General features: G+C 40.8%; 17 protein-coding genes. 1 reads left to right on the top strand and 16 read right to left on the bottom strand.

The features are described 5' to 3' along the window. Nucleotides 1-6: 6 nt before the first annotated feature. From ACYVIL_RS22050 to ACYVIL_RS22010, 9 genes are all read right to left on the bottom strand, one after another. The gene (locus ACYVIL_RS22050; RefSeq protein WP_303474272.1) at nucleotides 7-1,062 is read right to left on the bottom strand and encodes a homocysteine S-methyltransferase family protein; all 1,056 of its coding nucleotides are present in this window, start codon (nucleotides 1,060-1,062) and stop codon (nucleotides 7-9) included. An 11-nt stretch (nucleotides 1,063-1,073) separates the two neighbouring features. After that, a complete protein-coding gene (locus ACYVIL_RS22045) occupies nucleotides 1,074-2,000 on the bottom strand; it encodes a homoserine O-succinyltransferase (RefSeq protein WP_303474273.1) in 927 nt (308 codons plus the stop codon). A 194-nt stretch (nucleotides 2,001-2,194) separates the two neighbouring features. Continuing rightward, nucleotides 2,195-3,835, bottom strand: coding sequence for a phosphoethanolamine transferase (locus tag ACYVIL_RS22040; RefSeq protein ID WP_460315074.1), 1,641 nt, complete (start codon nucleotides 3,833-3,835; stop codon nucleotides 2,195-2,197). Nucleotides 3,836-4,021: 186 nt separating this feature from the next. Beyond that, nucleotides 4,022-5,677: an ArnT family glycosyltransferase gene (locus ACYVIL_RS22035; RefSeq protein WP_460315072.1), complete on the bottom strand. Its 1,656-nt coding sequence runs from the start codon at nucleotides 5,675-5,677 to the stop codon at nucleotides 4,022-4,024. An 85-nt stretch (nucleotides 5,678-5,762) separates the two neighbouring features. Further along, complete coding sequence (locus ACYVIL_RS22030) at nucleotides 5,763-6,479, bottom strand: TVP38/TMEM64 family protein (RefSeq protein ID WP_460315070.1); 717 nt, start codon at nucleotides 6,477-6,479, stop codon at nucleotides 5,763-5,765. A 3-nt stretch (nucleotides 6,480-6,482) separates the two neighbouring features. After that, nucleotides 6,483-7,211: a glycosyltransferase gene (locus ACYVIL_RS22025; RefSeq protein WP_460315068.1), complete on the bottom strand. Its 729-nt coding sequence runs from the start codon at nucleotides 7,209-7,211 to the stop codon at nucleotides 6,483-6,485. A gap of 162 nt (nucleotides 7,212-7,373) precedes the next feature. Next, nucleotides 7,374-8,144 (bottom strand): type I methionyl aminopeptidase, encoded by a 771-nt coding sequence (gene map, locus ACYVIL_RS22020; RefSeq protein WP_460315066.1) that lies wholly within the window; start codon nucleotides 8,142-8,144, stop codon nucleotides 7,374-7,376. Continuing rightward, on the bottom strand, nucleotides 8,137-8,343 hold the full coding sequence (locus ACYVIL_RS22015) for a ParD-like family protein (protein ID WP_216050079.1): 207 nt from the start codon (nucleotides 8,341-8,343) through the stop codon (nucleotides 8,137-8,139). Before ACYVIL_RS22015 ends, map begins: the two co-directional genes overlap by 8 nt. A 154-nt stretch (nucleotides 8,344-8,497) precedes the next feature. Continuing rightward, the gene (locus ACYVIL_RS22010; RefSeq protein WP_460315063.1) at nucleotides 8,498-9,097 is read right to left on the bottom strand and encodes a TetR/AcrR family transcriptional regulator; all 600 of its coding nucleotides are present in this window, start codon (nucleotides 9,095-9,097) and stop codon (nucleotides 8,498-8,500) included. A gap of 199 nt (nucleotides 9,098-9,296) precedes the next feature. Here ACYVIL_RS22010 and ACYVIL_RS22005 point away from each other — a divergent pair, with 199 nt between their 5' ends. After that, nucleotides 9,297-10,058: a haloacid dehalogenase type II gene (locus ACYVIL_RS22005; protein WP_460315061.1), complete on the top strand. Its 762-nt coding sequence runs from the start codon at nucleotides 9,297-9,299 to the stop codon at nucleotides 10,056-10,058. A gap of 208 nt (nucleotides 10,059-10,266) precedes the next feature. Here the strand turns inward: ACYVIL_RS22005 and ACYVIL_RS22000 are convergent, their stop codons facing one another. From ACYVIL_RS22000 to ACYVIL_RS21970, 7 genes are all read right to left on the bottom strand, one after another. Continuing rightward, nucleotides 10,267-11,283, bottom strand: a complete 1,017-nt coding sequence (locus ACYVIL_RS22000) for a proline iminopeptidase-family hydrolase (protein WP_460315059.1) — start codon at nucleotides 11,281-11,283, stop codon at nucleotides 10,267-10,269. Nucleotides 11,284-11,481: 198 nt separating this feature from the next. Beyond that, nucleotides 11,482-11,892 (bottom strand): DUF2802 domain-containing protein, encoded by a 411-nt coding sequence (locus ACYVIL_RS21995; RefSeq protein ID WP_303474285.1) that lies wholly within the window; start codon nucleotides 11,890-11,892, stop codon nucleotides 11,482-11,484. 32 nt (nucleotides 11,893-11,924) lie between these two features. Then, nucleotides 11,925-12,419: a chemotaxis protein CheW gene (locus tag ACYVIL_RS21990; RefSeq protein ID WP_303474287.1), complete on the bottom strand. Its 495-nt coding sequence runs from the start codon at nucleotides 12,417-12,419 to the stop codon at nucleotides 11,925-11,927. A gap of 25 nt (nucleotides 12,420-12,444) precedes the next feature. Continuing rightward, nucleotides 12,445-13,182 carry a chemotaxis protein CheW gene (locus ACYVIL_RS21985; RefSeq protein WP_460315056.1) on the bottom strand — a complete coding sequence of 246 codons (738 nt, stop codon included), beginning with the start codon at nucleotides 13,180-13,182 and terminating at the stop codon, nucleotides 12,445-12,447. Continuing rightward, complete coding sequence (locus ACYVIL_RS21980; protein WP_303474289.1) at nucleotides 13,179-13,961, bottom strand: ParA family protein; 783 nt, start codon at nucleotides 13,959-13,961, stop codon at nucleotides 13,179-13,181. The genes ACYVIL_RS21985 and ACYVIL_RS21980 overlap by 4 nt, the downstream gene beginning before the upstream one ends. Nucleotides 13,962-13,995: 34 nt before the next feature. Next, entirely contained in the window at nucleotides 13,996-15,147 is a 1,152-nt protein-coding gene (locus ACYVIL_RS21975) for a protein-glutamate methylesterase/protein-glutamine glutaminase (protein ID WP_303474290.1), read from the bottom strand. A gap of 28 nt (nucleotides 15,148-15,175) precedes the next feature. After that, the gene (locus ACYVIL_RS21970) at nucleotides 15,176-17,416 is read right to left on the bottom strand and encodes a chemotaxis protein CheA (protein ID WP_460315053.1); all 2,241 of its coding nucleotides are present in this window, start codon (nucleotides 17,414-17,416) and stop codon (nucleotides 15,176-15,178) included. Between the last annotated feature and the right edge of the window lie 9 nt (nucleotides 17,417-17,425).

Raw genomic sequence — 17,425 nt, 5'->3', positions numbered from 1 at the left:
CTCCTGTTAATGCACGAAGGGTTCTAAACCAGACAAGCGCATTCTAACTTCTTTTTTAACTGGGACTCGAGGCGCAATGCCCGCGACGACTTTGGCAATTTCAGCAATGTGCTCAGGTGTACTACCACAACATCCGCCGACAATATTTACCAGTCCTGATTTCGCCCACTCTTCAATATGTTCAGCCATTTCATCAGCTTCCATATCGTATTCACCAAACTCATTGGGTAAACCTGCATTAGGATGCGCAGATACCAAACATTCTGCTTGGTTGGCAATTTCTTCTACATATTGACGCAATAAATCAGGCCCAAGGGCACAGTTAAGGCCAAATGACACTGGGTTGATATGTCGTAGTGAATAGTAAAACGCTTCCGCGGTTTGACCCGATAAAGTGCGGCCAGAAGCATCGGTAATAGTCCCTGAAATCATAACGGGTAAAGCGATACCCAATTCGTCAAACACGCTATCTACTGCGAAGGCAGCCGCTTTAGCGTTCAATGTATCGAAAATAGTTTCGATTAGAATGATGTCTGCGCCCCCCTCAATCAAACCGTGAGTCGCTTCAGAATAAGCCTCCACTAGCTGATCAAAATTAACATTACGTTTGCCCGGATCATTCACATCGGGAGAAATTGAAGCGGTTCTGTTTGTAGGCCCCAAAACGCCCGCCACAAAACGCGGTTTATCGGGCGTTTTAGCCGTGTATTCATCCGCCGCTTTGCGTGCTAACTTGGTTGCTTCTATATTAATTTCTTTCGCCAGTGATTGCATATCGTAATCGGCCATGGCGATAGTCGTGGCATTAAAGGTGTTGGTTTCGATGATATCAGCGCCAGCTTCAAAGTATTGGCAGTGAATATCATAGATAATTTGCGGTTGGCTTAGCACCAATAAGTCATTGTTACCTTTAACATCGCAGTGCCAATCAACAAATCGATCACCGCGGTAATCTTCTTCTTCCAGTTTATGCCGCTGAATCATTGTTCCCATTGCGCCGTCAAGAACAAGAATTCGCTCTTTGGCAATAGAGTACAGTTTATCGGTGTTATTTTGCGCCACGCAATTACCTCTTATTTTTTACTTGGAAGATCTGCAAGATCAAATGGTGTTGTCTGATAAACATAGTAGTTTAACCAGTTTGTAAACAGAAGCGAACCATGGGAGCGCCATGTTACATGATAGGGCTGACTAGGATCATCATTTTCGTAATAATTTTCTGGAACCTTAGGGCTCGAACCATTGTTAAGATCTCGCTTAAACTCCTGATCCAAAGTTTCAGGATCATATTCTGGATGCCCAGTTACACACACCATACGCTTATCTTTAGAGGCAACAATATAAGCGCCGGTTTTTTCCGAACTGGCCAATACATTAAGACCTTCAACACTTTTATAGATATCGATGGGAATTTCCCCAAAACGAGAATGAGGGGCGTTAAATTGCGGATCGAAACCACGCATCAGAGCGTCGTGAGGTTCATTAACATTATGGGTATAAACACCAGATAATTTATCGTCTCTAAGTCGACGGTTATGACCATAAAAATGAAACATAGCCGCATGAGCAGCCCAACAGGAATACAACGTAGACTGCGCATGGCGCTGAGTCCACTCCATAATAGTGGTAATTTTATCCCAGTATTTCACTGCTGAATAATCAAGATGCGCAAGGGGTGCGCCTGTAATAATGAAACCATCGTAATTTTTATGGGCAACATCATCAAACGCTAAATAAAACGCATCCATGTGCGCTTTAGGCGTATTTTTAGGTGCCTGATTGTCAATCCGAATAAGATCAATATTAATTTGCAAAGGCGTATTGGAAAGCAGACGCAGAATCTGTACTTCAGTTTCAATCTTATTCGGCATTAAATTCAAAATCCCCACTTCAAGAGGACGAATGTCTTGCTTAGCAGCGGCTTCGCTATCCATAACGAATATATTTTCCGCGTTCAAGACCCCTTGGGCGGGCAGATCACTAGGTATTCGAATAGGCATAAGTTCTCCAATGTGGTGGTAAGGAAACAAATTTCGCTCATTCACACCCAAAAGTCAACATCTTTACGTCTAGACGTCTAAACGTTTATCCGGCCTTATAAGTTTACACCTTAAAATTTACGTTTTTCACATCAACTTTAACTGCATATTTCTCCTTAGCATTATGAGCATGGTTAACGGAACAGTGGCGCAAGTTATTCACCCCTAGCGATTAATGCGATTGATTTGCATTGTTTAAAAATATCCATTTTAGGTTGATACACACTACTTTGGACATTGGCTAAGCCTAACAAGGTGTCAAAAATATTGTCTTGTGAAAATTCTGAACTCAGCTTTTCAGAAACACAGTCTGTAAAATCAGTATTTGACAGTTCTGTACTCCAATACAACATAGGCACATGGATTTGCTCCTCAGGAGCGATACTGTATGGAAAGCCATGCAGAAATAGTCCTTTTTCCCCCAGTGACTCACCATGGTCTGAGATGTATAACATGGATTTATTAGCCACACCGCTCTGCAGCAAAACGTCGATTACCTGACTCAGAACAAAGTCGGTATAAGCAATAGTATTGTCATAGGTATTTCTTAATTGCTCTGTGCTACAACGTTGAATATCACTTTGCGGACAATCTGGCATAAAACGTTTAAAGCTGTCTGGATAGCGTCGGAAGTAGGTAGGCCCATGAGATCCTATCATATGCAAAACTATGAGTTGATTGCCTGATTCTTGCTGGCTAATTTGTTGTTGCAATTTTTCGATAAGAATTTCATCAAAACAATAATCACCATCACACAACGGTGAGTCTTGAGTTGGATCAAAGCGGATTTCACTCACTCTTTCACATACCCCTTTACAAGTACTGTTATTATCAATCCAAGTGACGTCCACGCCTGCTCGATGAATTATATCTAAAGCATTATCTTGGCTACTCGCCACTCGACTTTCATATTTGCTTCGTGGTAAACGAGAAAACATACATGGCACAGACACTGCGGTAGCAGTGCCGCAAGAGCTAACCTGTTTGAAACTGAGTATTGGGGTTTGCGCCAAAAACTTATTGGTATTGCGAGTATAACCATTTAAAGAAAAATTCTGGGCGCGAGCAGTCTCACCTACCACCATGACGGTTAAATTTTGATAACGTTGTTTTACTGGAACAAGCTTGGGTGACTTATCCAATACTTTAAATGGTAGAGGAGGATAAAAATAGTTGTCTCGTAAAAACCTAAATCCAGCATCATAAAATGCAAAAGGCACAATATACTTAACTAAAATATGATTATTTCTGCCGACGGCTGCATAGTCTTTATATAAGAAAGTGAAAATTGATGCAGTTACTGTTAACGCAACCATATTAATGACTAGCACACTTTTTATTCGACTTTTTAAATCACCAATCATCCTTGCTTTATAAATCAATATTGCCGGTATCAGACCCAATAGAATAAAATAGATAAGAAAACTAAAATTAAAATAAGACGAGACTTCACGGGAATTAGTCTCAGCAATATTTTGAATCATACTTTTATCAAAAATTACACCGTACTGAATAGTTGCATAAAATAATAGACAAGCAAGCAACAAAGTGACGGCTGACACTGTTCTTGGGAAAAATACACCACCTAAAATACTAATCACGATTATAGTTAAGCAAAACAGCAGTAGAATAACTGATGCGTAGAAAGCCCACTGAGACAAGTTGTTAGGTTCAATGGCTTCAAATACGCCATTTAGAAAACAATAGTTAAAGATTAAGACGATAAATAGCGAGCTGATGGCTATAATTTGTGCAGCAGTATATTCACGATGTATAACGTTTAAAATTACATTCATTTTGTTTCATTGGTTGTTTATCACCCACTCATTATAAGAGCCTAAGCTTAGCTGAAACTGAAGGTAACCCTATGTTTTACAAAAATTTATTTAGATATCAGTGATTGTCAATTTAGTTATAACGCGTTACCCAATAAGTTGAAATTTCTGTTGTTATTGATACAAATTTGAAGCTCTAAGAGACACTTACGGTTTAGGAATATAATGATATTCAGTGATGCTATTCGTTGCCTCCGGGCATTCAACTTTGCGGCTAGCGATATTGAGTAAAACCCAGTCAGTTCGGTGGACAACCCCAAGGTGCATGACTTTATTTTTATCAAAACAAAGCCCCTCAACTAACTCAAAACTTAACAATATAAATCGATCTTTGCGCTTTCCAATCCATTGGAAAGCAGCTTTTACTTGCTCTGCGTTATCGGTGTGATAACCAAAATGAGTAATAGGATAAGGAGAGAATAGAACAAATTGTTCGGCAAAATCTACTAGCCCGATTTCAGCGTTTTGCGGAACAGTATGTTGCATTTGTTGAAATATTTTTTTGGGCGTTTTAACCATTTCTAATAGTCCGTATCCCATGGTGCAGTAAATAATCCATAATACCGAGATAAATAGTGGCCAACTCCGCCACTGTTGTTGTTTTACTGTAATAAGTGCCCCAACAAGTCCAGCGAGTCCAATAGTCATAAAAAGGTACCAAGGTGAAATATTGTATTTACTCACTAGCTTTTGGGTAAAACTGGCATTGCTTAATCCAGCCAATGCGAAAGTTAATAACCCTAGAGATATACAAGTCACCAATACCCATAAAATCCAATTGACTGCCCGTCGTTGTAGAATTTGTCGCACATAAGGTGCACTTATTAAGGCGAATATTGGTAATGCCGGCAATACATATACACCTCTTTTACCGGGGCTGATACTGAAGAACACCAACACCAATACAATCCAAGTTAGTGGTAAAAGTATACGTGCATCTTGCTTTTTGATTGCATTTATCCAATTGGGAATTAACCATGGAATAAGAATACTAAGGGGTAACCAAAAGATAGGGATTACGGAAACGAAATAATACCAAAATGGTTTAATATGATGCCAAGAATCAGCATAACGCGTGACGGTTTGTTTAAACAGAATGTTATCGCGATACTGCTCTAATAATGGATTTTGGCTTAATTCAACTAGTGACAACATAGGGACAAACCATAAACCTATTGCACACAACATTACCACTAACCCCAACAACCACTTAACAATAGACTCTTTATTTGGCTTGAGTATTGACCGAGAGTGACAAGTAGAACGCATAACGAAATACGGAATTAGCATCAATACAGGTAAAAAGCCTACGCCTTTGGTAATTACACCAATCCCCATAAAAAAACAGGCTAAATAGAACCATCGCCATTTTGCATCAAGTAACAAAAACCTTAGGAGCCCATAACAACCTAAGGTGATCCAAGCACAAACCATTGCATCAATTTGCGCACTTTTAGCTTGCAGCATGAATTGAAAGCTAAACACTAGTAATAGACCTGCTATAAAACCAGTTTCTGGATTCCATAGCTTACGTCCAATATCAAATACTAAATAAATAGTCAGTAATGAGCACAGCGCAGAAGGCAATAAGAAAGCGATGTTTAGAGAACCAAACAATGCGTAAAAAAGCGCAATTGACCACATAAATACAGGAGGTTTATCCGGATAATACTCACCAGCTCTTGCGGGAAAAAACCATTGTCCAGTTTCCACCATTTCTTTAGCAATTTGCGCAAAACGAGGTTCATCTGCAGGCCATGGATCGCGAAAACCCAATCCAATAAAAATGAGTATTATCGACATGAGCAAGAGCACGCCCAAAAGCTGCAGTTCGCGCGCATGTTTTTGAGAAGATAAATGGAACTGAATTAAATGAGTAATCATGTCACTATTTATGACCGCTCGTGGGAGCAAATTGAACAGTGTTTTGTGCACCGGTGTTAGTGGTTAAGTACTTATCAGCCTTAAACTTTTTATAGATATAAAGACTTAACAAACTGGATATGGCGAGAAATACAACACTGATAGTGATTTTCCAATAAGATTGCACCACAACGCCCTTTCCCATAAGAGTAAAAATAGCCATCTGAGGGATGTAACCAAACATAGAACCCATCACAAATGGCCAAATTTTAATGGTGGTTACTCCCGCCGTTATATTGGTAATGAGGTTATTGCCAACTGGCAACAACCTAACAATAATTGTTTTTATAAAAACTTGATTAGTCAAAAACCGATTGAGACCGATCACTTTGTTTGGGAAAAAGTGCGTGACCACAGGTTTGGCATAAAAACGAGAAAGAAGCATGGTGAGTAAACAACTCAACGTAATCGTAAACGTCGAATAAACTACACCTTCAGCAAAGCCAAAGGCATAGCCGCTTAGAAAAGCGATGAATTGTCGAGGAGCGCCCAAAGACGCCAGTAAACCGCTAACTAAGATAAAGTTAATAATCCCCTGCCATCCATTGTCTCGAGTGTGAGCATCTATCCACGATTGATTAAATGTATTAATCGATGGGATCTGAGCTAATAGCTCACTACCAATTAAACAAATCAATAATAAAGGTATTAGACGTACAAAAACGTTGAGAAACAACTTCAAAATTTATTGCTCATGAGTTGTTTCAAGTAAAGCAATTTTACCTCGTCGTTGTAGCCACATCACACCGAGAAGATCGACAATTCCCACTCGCAGCCTTCCCAACATATTATACTTGGAAGCGCCAAATTGACGATCTCTATGGCTGACTTCTACAACCACAATTTTCCCTCCAAGACGGCGGACTAAGGCTGGAAGAAACCGGTGCATATGATCAAAGTAAGGGAGCTGTAAAAAGGTATCCTTGGGAAAGACTTTTAAACCGCAACCGGTATCAGGTGTGTTGTCACCGAGAATTCGACTGCGCACCTTGTTAGCGATTTTAGACTGTATGCGTTTCCAAGCAGTATCTTTACGAGACTTACGATAACCGGCAATACAATAATGCGAACCCACTGGAAATTTTTGTGCTTCTTTTAATAGGTTAGGAATATCAGCCGGATCATTTTGACCATCGGCATCTAAGGTAACTATTAGGTTTCCTTCAGCAAAAGTAACACCGGTATGAATCGCTTTACTTTGCCCTACAGAATACCTGTGACGGATGGGTCTTACTTGCGGAAAATCACTTGAAGCGGCTAAACACAAGTTACTATAGGTATTATCATCGCTGCCATCATCAACATAGACTATTTCAAATTTTTTGTTGCTATTTAGAACAGCAACAATCTCTTGTATCAGAGGAAAGATATTGTCTTGTTCATTTTTTGCGGGGATAACTACAGAAATATCCACAATATCAACTCTCCCAAACCTATTACTTTAAACTCTCAGCAATATATCCGAGTAAGCTTAAGGTTAACTGAAGACTAATATTATTTGTGTCAGTATCTGTGTAGATATCTTAAAAAGATGAGAACTTGATCAGCCCCTTTAAGGGAAATATCGTTGTTGTAATTATTTTTCTTCATCACGTAAAGTTAATACTTCAACACCTGATGATGTGACTAACACAGTGTGTTCCCACTGTGCTGATAATTTGCGATCCTTTGTGACAACTGTCCATCCATCTCTTTTTTGCTTGGTTTTATAAGTACCTTGATTGATCATAGGTTCAATAGTGAACGTCATTCCTTCTTTCAAAACCATACCAGAGTTGGACTTACCTACATGCAAAACCTGAGGCTCTTCATGCATTTCGCGACCAATACCATGACCACAATAATCCCGTACCACACTAAACCCTAACTTTTCGGCATAGGTTTGAATTGCATGACCGATATCACCAAGAGTCTTGCCAGGTTTAACCGACTTTATTCCTTGCCACATTGCTTGATAACTCCCATCAACGAGCTTTTTAGCAATTGGCGATACATTTCCAATCATATAGGTTTTACTGCTATCAGCAATGTAACCGTTTTTTTCTAGGGTAATGTCTATGTTAACGATGTCGCCTTCTTTCAGCTTTTTACCTATGGAAGGTACACCGTGACATACCACCTCATTAATAGATGAATTTAATGTATATTGATAGCCATATTGACCTTTGCTTGCTGGCCTTGATTGCAGGGAATTGACAATATAGTCTTCCACGAAGTCATTGACCTGCATAGTTGTCACGCCAGCTTTAATAAAATTGTCTAAAACAGCAAATACACTAGCTAATAATCTGCCAGAATTACGCATTAATTGGATTTCTTCTGGCGATTTAATATGTACATTATTCATTAACTAATTTCACCGTGGTGACATTTTGACTACGCATTTCACGCTGCAGAATTTGTTCATAGGTCAAGGTGGGGTTTTGCTCAGCTAGTCTGCCAATTTTCAACCAAAACTCAGCCTGTGAATTGATTGACCTTTCCATTACTGCACTATTTTTGCGCACTTCTTCATGAAGTTCGTTTGAAATTTTGACTATGCCCATTACCACCCTATATATACGTTATGCTACAAAACATAGTATATCGTATATTTTTTGGAAAAGGTAAGTGAAAATGTTAAGTAAAATGAAACATAAACTAGCGGATCAGGAAAAATTCAAGTTCTTGGTTTTCATACAGGCTTTTGAAAGCAAGCCTCTAATGTAATGACTTGCGTGAAATAAAAGGTGAAAATATGCCGTCAATAATTTCCTCGGTCGGAACTTGCATACCATGCACTCTTATATAAGTACGTAGTCCTGAAAAGTTGATCTGCACATGCCGAGCAAGTTCTTTGCTGTCAAAACGGTTACTTAGCTCGTTTAAAGACTGAGCTTCAATAATCAGTGACTCGAAACTGCTTTCCATCGCTTTTAATGAAGATCTCGCCTGTTCTAATAACTCGGCATTGGCATCGGTCAACTCAGCTATGGTTTTAGCGAGTAAACACATGCAACTAGGGGAAAACATTTGATTTTGTGTTACTCGAGTCAACATAAATAATTTAAGTGCCGCTAAGGGAGAGGAGGCTTTACTGCGACATTGTCGTAAATGTTCTGAGCCTAATTGGGTGTAGCGTATAAGCGCTTGTTTAAATAAACCTTCTTTACTGCCAAATGCAGCGTAAATACTGCCTGGGCGCATATCAATTTCATCCTGTAATATGCGCATAGAAGTGCCGTGAAATCCCCTATTCCAATATAGCTGCAACGCCTTATCAATTACCTCATCGCGATCAAATTTTGTATTATTTGCCATCTGCAACCTCCTTTTGAACAACCGCTCAATATTATCTTGAACGATTGTTCAAAGCCAGATATATTACGCCAATGAATTTAAAAGCCTTCAATCGGTTTTGTTTGAAAAATTTAAATTCGTTCCTGATATTGGTTGTTTAAGGAAATGTTTTCCCCTTTTGAATAACTGTTTTCCCACCTAATAAATGTAGCGAGTACCCATGTATTTAAAAGTATTATCCCAATACGTCCGTTTTTTACTGTTAAGCATTATTTTGGTTGGAGTCAGTTTTACTAGCCAAGCTGCAATTAAACCTAAAGTCATTGTATTTGATGTGAATGAAACCTTACTTGACTTGGAGTCTATGCGCACATCCATAGGTAAAGCACTGAATGGAAATGATGATCTCATCAGCTTGTGGTTTTCAACTATGTTGCATAACTCACTGGTGACCACTGTGACCGGCGACTATCACGATTTTGGTAAAATTGGCGTTGCAGCACTGATGATGGTGGCTGAAAGTAACAATATTGAAATCTCCGAGGAGCAGGCACTTACAGCCATTAAAACCCCGTTGTTATCATTGCCTCCTCATCCAGATGTAAAAGCTGGATTAGCGGCATTAAAGTCTCAGGGTTATATGCTCGTAAGCTTAACCAACTCATCAAATAAAGGGGTGGAAACACAATTTAAGAATGCGGGTTTAACCGAGTTTTTTGATAAACGTCTGAGCATAGAAGATATCAAAATCTATAAGCCCGACTTAAGATCTTATGCTTGGGCCCTTGAACAATTAGGGATCAAGCCTGAAGAGGCCTTAATGGTCGCAGCCCATGGTTGGGACGTTGCCGGCGCTAAGGCCGCGGGTATGCAAACAGCATTTATTGCGCGTAAAGGAAAAGCCCTTTATCCCCTTGCTGAAAAGCCCGATTACATCGTTAAAGATTTACAGCAATTAGTAACGATTTTAGAATCTAAATAGAAGCGATAATGATGCAAAGAACAATCTAAATTACTCGACAAAGGGCATTAATCGGCTCTTATCACAAGGGCTCATATCAGATATTACAGTTGAATTTGAATAGATCTTTTTCCTTCGACGTAACTGATATGAGCGAATAACAACACAGATGTTTGTTGCACTTTACCTAGTAATGCTACTGTTAAAGTCTTGGGTTAAATGCACTTATTTAAAAACCAGAATCTTTTCGAGCAAGCCAGTCTTTTAATATGGCTTGGGTGATTATCGGCCGATCGGAATAGAAACCATGAGCCCCTCCTGGTACCACAGCCAGTTCAGCACCCGGGGTTAGTTTAATATAATCTTGAACGGTATCAATGCGCGCCGAGTCATATTGGCCAATCATGAAAAGAGTGCGACTGCCATCAATCTCTGTCAATAAGTGGGTGGCATCGTAGTGTTTAAGCACACCTGTGGATGAAAACTCACTTGGCCCCCACATTTGATTATAAATAAGCGGATTAAATCCCTTTCCACCTACGTTTTTATAATAGTCTTTTGCCGCTTCAGTGGCTGGTTTAGGCTGGTAATAGGGTGAATACAATACACTGTAGGCATTTTCACAAATATCTTCAGCTGGCGGCGAGTCAGACTCACATTGTTTAAGGCTTTCTCTTATAGTTTTTGGTGCTGCCGTTACAAGCAAGTTGGCATCCATGATCCAGTGTGGCGTAGAGATAAATGTACCGCCCAACACCGTGGAGACAGTATGCTGCGGATATTTCGCCGCATATTCGAGAGCCAGCGCAGAGCCCCAACTATGTCCAACCACATGCCAGCGTTCAATGTTAAGTGCTAGGCGTATTTTATCCAATGATTCAACAAAGCGCTCAACGCGCCAATTTGCCGGGGCGTTGGGCTGATCAGATTTACCGCTGTCGAGCTGATCATACATTATAACCCTGCGCTCATTAGCCAGTCCCAACATTGCAGCAAAGCCGTTATGTGTGCCCCCTGGCCCTCCATGAACAAAAATAACCGGGATAGCATCACTGTGAGACAGGCCATTTTGCCTGACATACACTTTGCCGCCTTCGACTTCGACCATTAATTCCTGTTCAGGTGGACCAAAAGGCTCTGTGATATCTGTACTACTTTCAGCTTGTGTAGCTGAAGCCGAAAATGGTATCAGGGTTGATTGAACAGCAATTAAAAAAGCGAGCACTTGCAAAACAGTCATTTTCATAAATGTATATCTCATTAAGGGAATGTTAGTCATTCGATACATGGTTAACACCACGGTAAATCAACTTATCGACGATAAAGATCATCTGCTGATATTACAGAACATATCGCTTAGTTGCGCCATAACTTTATAAACACGACTAAGGAAACCTTTTTAGAATGGATACGAATAAATGCAGTTAGCGAGATTAGAGATATGTTACTGAGATTTTTTAACCGCGATTAACAATTCAGCTTCTGCCCGAGGAAGCTCACATTCACGCATGAGTTCTTCAACACTTGCACCTGCATCGGCCATTTTAGCGGCTTGTGAATACAATTTGGTTTCCGGATCAAGATATTCAATCTCTTCTAATTTATCTTGCATCAAACCAATTTTAACCACTAAATCCTTGACCTTTGCCGCAACTCCCATGGCACCGGATCGCACTTCATGTAATTCTTCTTGGGAATAGGAAAGCTGTTGTTGTAATTGATGAACTTGTAACTGCAAGTCATCAATACGCTGATGACTTGTTCTGTTTCGACGAGAAAAAACGTAGGCTACAATACCGATTAAAATAGTGAATAAAAACACCATCAACACAGACGCCAATTGCCAAGTGAGCATTTAACTATGCCTTTTAAACAAAATAAAACGAATTATAAATCACCTATTTCGTCCCATTCTTCGTCACTGAGTAATTTGTTCAAATCTACCAAGATCAGTAACTCACCATCGCGATTACTCACACCTTGAATGAACTTAGCACTTTCTTCGGTGCCGACATTTGGCGCACTATCTATTTCAGACGAGCGCAAATAAACCACTTCGGCAACACTGTCCACTAGAATACCCACCACCTGCTCTTCAGATTCGATGATAACGATACGAGTGCTATCGGTAATTTCATGGGGCGGAAGTCCAAATCGAGTACGCGTATCAATGACGGTAACCACGTTACCGCGCAAATTAATAATACCTAGCACGTAATCCGGCGCACCAGGAACAGGAGCGATCTCTGTATGCCTAAGCACTTCTTGTACTTGCATAACATTAATTCCATAGGTTTCATCACCTAATCGATAAGTTACCCACTGCAGCACTTCATCATTACTATCAACGGCTGCATTTTTAGCACTTCTTTCATCACTCATATGACTCGCTCCCTACAAGCTGCGTCTAGTTATCATTACTGTTATGTCCCTTGTCTAACAATGTAATCAATTGTTTCACATTCACAAGAGCACACATCTTATCTTTTACCATTCCAGCCAACCAGGGTCTTTTAGAGTTAGCCTTTCGCCATTTGACATCATCTTGCGCTAACGTTGTGGTTGTAACCAAACTTTCGCACGCTAACCCCCAACCACTTGAATCTAACATTATTAAGTATTGATAATTTAATGATTCTGCCAGTTCTTCATTGTATTTTTCTGGCATGACCCACAAGGCCGTATCGACTACGTTTAATTTTTCATCTCTGTGAAGCATAACACCTTTAAACCATTTAGGTTTAGCAAACAAGGGCCCCACTTTTTTAATCTTATGTATGCCACCAAGCTCTGTAAGAGGCAATGCCAAGGTTAAACCAGCCACGTCAAAAAATAACACTTGAAAATCAGCGGTTGGCACTGAAAAATCTGGCTCTGTCGATTCATTCTCTGATGAACTTTTAGCACTTACCAATGCCTCGGGGGTAACTTTAGCTTGGAGTACTTGTGGTTCATTAACAGGGGCGGCAAGGCCCTCTTGCTTTTGCTTTGGTGTAACAGCAGCTGTTGATAGTAACTTAGCAACGCTTTCTAGCTGCAAAGTATCCTCGGCTGCATCTTCGGTCAACGGCAAAGCATCCTCGGTCAACAGTGACGTGAGGTAATCTTCTACCACATCTTCTTTTGCAAAGGTGTCTTTACTCATTTGACATAATCGATTTTATTTTTTAATTGTGACAGTAAATTTTTATATGCAAAAACCCCTCGGGTTTTAGGGCTAAACAACGAAGGAGGTGACTGTGCCTGACTAGCATCCCGGAAGCGCGTATCTACAGGAATAACGCCTGACCACACCCTGCCCTTGTAATTGTTGCATAAATCTTTGTATGCATCTGAAGCCGCATTAACGCGCTTGTCATACATTGTAGGTACAATAATATAATCAAAATCTCGCTTTTGCGACCTCGACATTATTTTTAAGGTGTGCATCATCCGCTGCAAACCTTTGAGGGCTAAAAATTCAGTTTGTACCGGTACAATTAGCTTGTCACAAGCGGCTACCGCATTGACCATTAAAACACCCAATACAGGAGGACAGTCGATTAGAACATAGTCAAATTCATCTTCAATTTTTGAAAACGCTTTTTTCAATATCAGCCCCATACCTGGACGGGTGCCCATGGTACGATCTAAGGTAGCTAACGCCATTGAAGAAGGCAAAATAAACAATGAATCGAGTTTGGTAGAACATAGACTGTCCAACACAATGTCTTTATCTAGTTCATCTCCCGCGATGAAAACGTCGTGGACGCTATGGGATAATTGCTCAGCATCAACTCCAAAATAATAACTCAAAGACGCTTGGGGATCTGTATCAACCAGTAATACTCGCTTTCCTTGTTGAGCGAGAATTCCCCCTAAGGTCACAGTAGTTGTGGTTTTACCTACACCACCTTTTTGATTAGCGATGGCCCAAACTATCACCGGAGAGCTCTTTTAGAAGAATGGACATAGGTGCTCATTTTACTCGCATTTCCAGCATAATGCTCTTAGGGATTTCAAACAATGGTAGGTTTCGCTCAGAAATATTCGCTTTAGTAATCGCTTGAGGCATGCCATAAACCACGCTTGTCTGTTCGTCTTGTGCCCAAATTTTAGCGCCTTTTTGTTTCAGCGCTGCACAGCCTTCTTTTCCGTCTGCCCCCATACCAGTTAAAATAATAGCCAATACGTTCCCAGCGTAAACCTGACTCAACGACTGAAAGGTTAAATCGACACTTGGCTTGTACAGGTGATGGTCGCGGCTCTCAACCTCGGTTATTTTTACTCTCGCATTATGGCTTAAGCCCTCAATTAACATTTGTTTACCGCCAGGTGCTAAATATGCACAACCGCTAACTAAGCGCTCACCATGGGTCGCTTCTTTCACAGTTATGTTGCACATCTGGTTCAAGCGATTGGCAAAGGCTTTAGTAAAGCTGCCAGGCATGTGTTGCACAAGAACAATGGGGTGAGGAAACGTCTCCGGTAATTCGGTCAGGATATTTTGCAAAGCAATAGGCCCACCTGTAGAGGTACCAATTGCCAACAATTGATACTCTTTTCCCGAAGAGCGGCGAATATTAGTAAATGCTGGTTCTAAATTAGTTTGTGCTGTTGCAGGTGCTACGGCAACGCTAGAACTTCTCATAAACACGTGAGTATTGCCAGGTCTGCCAGGAGAAGATAACGGTGTATTTGGTTTGACTCCGTGACGTCGAGCTACCAAGCCTCGTTTTGAGGCTAGTATTCGTACTCGAGTCTGCAGTAACTCACTCGACTCTTTACTATTTCTGGCAATATCTTCAAACTTCTTAGGTAAAAAGTCTAATGCACCAGCATCAAGTGCGTCTAAAGTGGCTTGTGCGCCCTCTGAGGTTAACGATGAAAACATTAAAATGGGTAGGGGATGCACTTTCATGATCCGCTTAACAGCTGTAATACCATCCATGACGGGCATTTCAACGTCCATTGTAACAACATCCGGCTTTAGCTCTGCGACCATTTTAATCGCTTCTTCACCATTACGGGCAATACCTATTACTTCCAACAGGCGGTCTTGATTTAGAATGTCTTTTACACGTCGGCAAAAAAAACTAGAATCATCAACTACCAATACCCTATATGCCATTACAAAAAAGCGTCCTTTTATTTAATTATTATTTCTTTTTAGCATACCGCTTTAATAAGCTCGGAATATCGAGAATTAGGGCAATGCCGCCATCACTAGTGATGGTTGCCCCCGCCATACCAGGCGTACCTTGTAACAGTGCATCAAGCGGCTTAATCACCACTTCTTCTTGGCCAATTAAACTATCGACAACAAAACCAACTTGCTGGGTTCCAATTTGTACAACCACGACGTGTCCCTGATTTTTATCGCCACTGCCACCTAGCTTAGTTAACCAGTCACGCAGATAAAAAAGAGGAATCGCTTTTGAACGCACTATCATAGTCAATTGACTATCAACGGTATTGGTTTTACTCAAATCCATATTGATAATTTCATTTACCGCGCCCAGGGGCAAAGCAAAAGTTTGTTCGCCCACAACAATCATCAAAGTAGGCAGGATAGCTAATGTTAAAGGGACTTTAATTTCTAAGCGAGTACCTTTACCTAACTCGGAACTAATATTGACAGTACCATTGAGTTGATTAATCTTGGTTTTCACCACGTCCATGCCCACACCGCGTCCAGAGATATCAGATATTTCTGTTTTAGTGGAGAACCCCGGGGCAAATATAAGATTGAATGCTTCTTCATCAGTCATTCGAGCAGCAGCATCAGCGTCTAACACGCCGCGACTAATAGCGATATCTTTTAACTTGTCAGGATCCATGCCTTTACCATCATCTTCAATGGTAAGCAGTATATGATCACCTTCCTGTGAAGCTGCCAGCTTTACTGTTCCTAGTGAAGGTTTTCCCACAGCTAAACGCTCTTCAGGCATTTCAATACCGTGATCGACTGAGTTTCGCACCAAATGAACCAGAGGATCGGCCAAAGCTTCAACTAGATTTTTATCTAAATCTGTTTCCTCACCTTCTAGAATCAAAGAAATTTCTTTTTTAAGGCTTCGTGCTAAATCTCTTACGACTCGAGGAAATCGGCCAAATACCTTTTTAATGGGCTGCATACGGGTTTTCATAACCGCGCCTTGCAAGTCGCCAGTCACTACATCAAGATTGGCAATGGCTTTAGTCATGCTCTCATCGTTGATATTAACCCCTAAACTCAACAATCTATTTCTAACCAATACCAACTCACCAACCATATTCATAATCTGGTCTAGACGCTTGGTATCTACCCTTACGGTCGTCTCACCTTGGGCACCGGCAACAGGTTTCTTTTCTTTTTCGTCTTTTTTCACGACGGGTTTAGGAGCCGCAGGTTTAGGTGTAATAGAGGGTTTTTCGTTAGTTACACCTGATTGAGATTTAGTCTCAGATGTAGGAGTTTGTTTTGCTGTTGGCGCTGGTGTCGGCGCTGGCGAAACAGGTTTGCTAACCGCTGCAGGCCCTTTGCCTTCCCCGTGCAATTGATCAAGCAAGGCTTCAAATTCATCATCTGAAATATCATCTGAATCAGAACTGCCTGCTGATGCAGAAGCTGCTGTTGGCTCGGATGGAGACGCCGGTTTAGAAGGCTCTGTTGGTGTAGAAGGTTCTGTTGGTTGCGCTTTATCAATTGAAAAGCTTCCTTCACCATGGAGTTGATCAAGTAAGGCTTCAAATTCGTCATCAGTGATATCTTCATCACTGGCACCACTCATCAAATCCGCAGGGACTGCGTCTTCATTTGCTGAGTTTGTTGAAGAGCCTTCAGCATCTTCATCAGTTTCTGTTTTACTTCCATTAAAAGTTTTGGAACCATGGAGCTCATCTAATAGCGCTTCAAATTCATCCTCGGTAATATCTTCCATGTCGTCATTCGATTCATCGCTTTTTACCTCAACCACCTCTTCTGTAACCACAGGAACTTCAGGGGTAGGCGAAGATGGATCTTCTGATTCAGGTTTGCTCAAACGGTGAAGGGTTTCGATAAGTTGGGGGTCGGCTGCTTCCAGGGGTTCGCGCTTTTTTACACTTTCAAACATTTCTACAACCACATCTGTGGCTTGCAAAATAACATCCATCAACTCAGGTGTTAACGTTCGTTGCCCATTTCGCATAGTATCGAAAACGTTTTCGGCACCATGACAAATGTCCACCAGCTCAGTGAGCGACAAAAACCCTGCCCCCCCTTTTACCGTGTGGTAGCCACGAAAAATCGCATTCAATAAGTCAGAATCATCAGGGTTGTTTTCAAGATCTACAAGCTGCTCTTGCAGTTGCTCTAGTAGTTCACCTGCTTCTACTAGAAAGTCCTGTAGAATCTCTTCATCAACTTCAAAAGACATGAATAAATA

The organism is Aliiglaciecola aliphaticivorans (genome assembly GCF_054782055.1).
The sequence above is the reverse complement of the archived record's forward strand: the minus strand, read 5'-3'. Positions and strand labels throughout refer to the sequence as shown.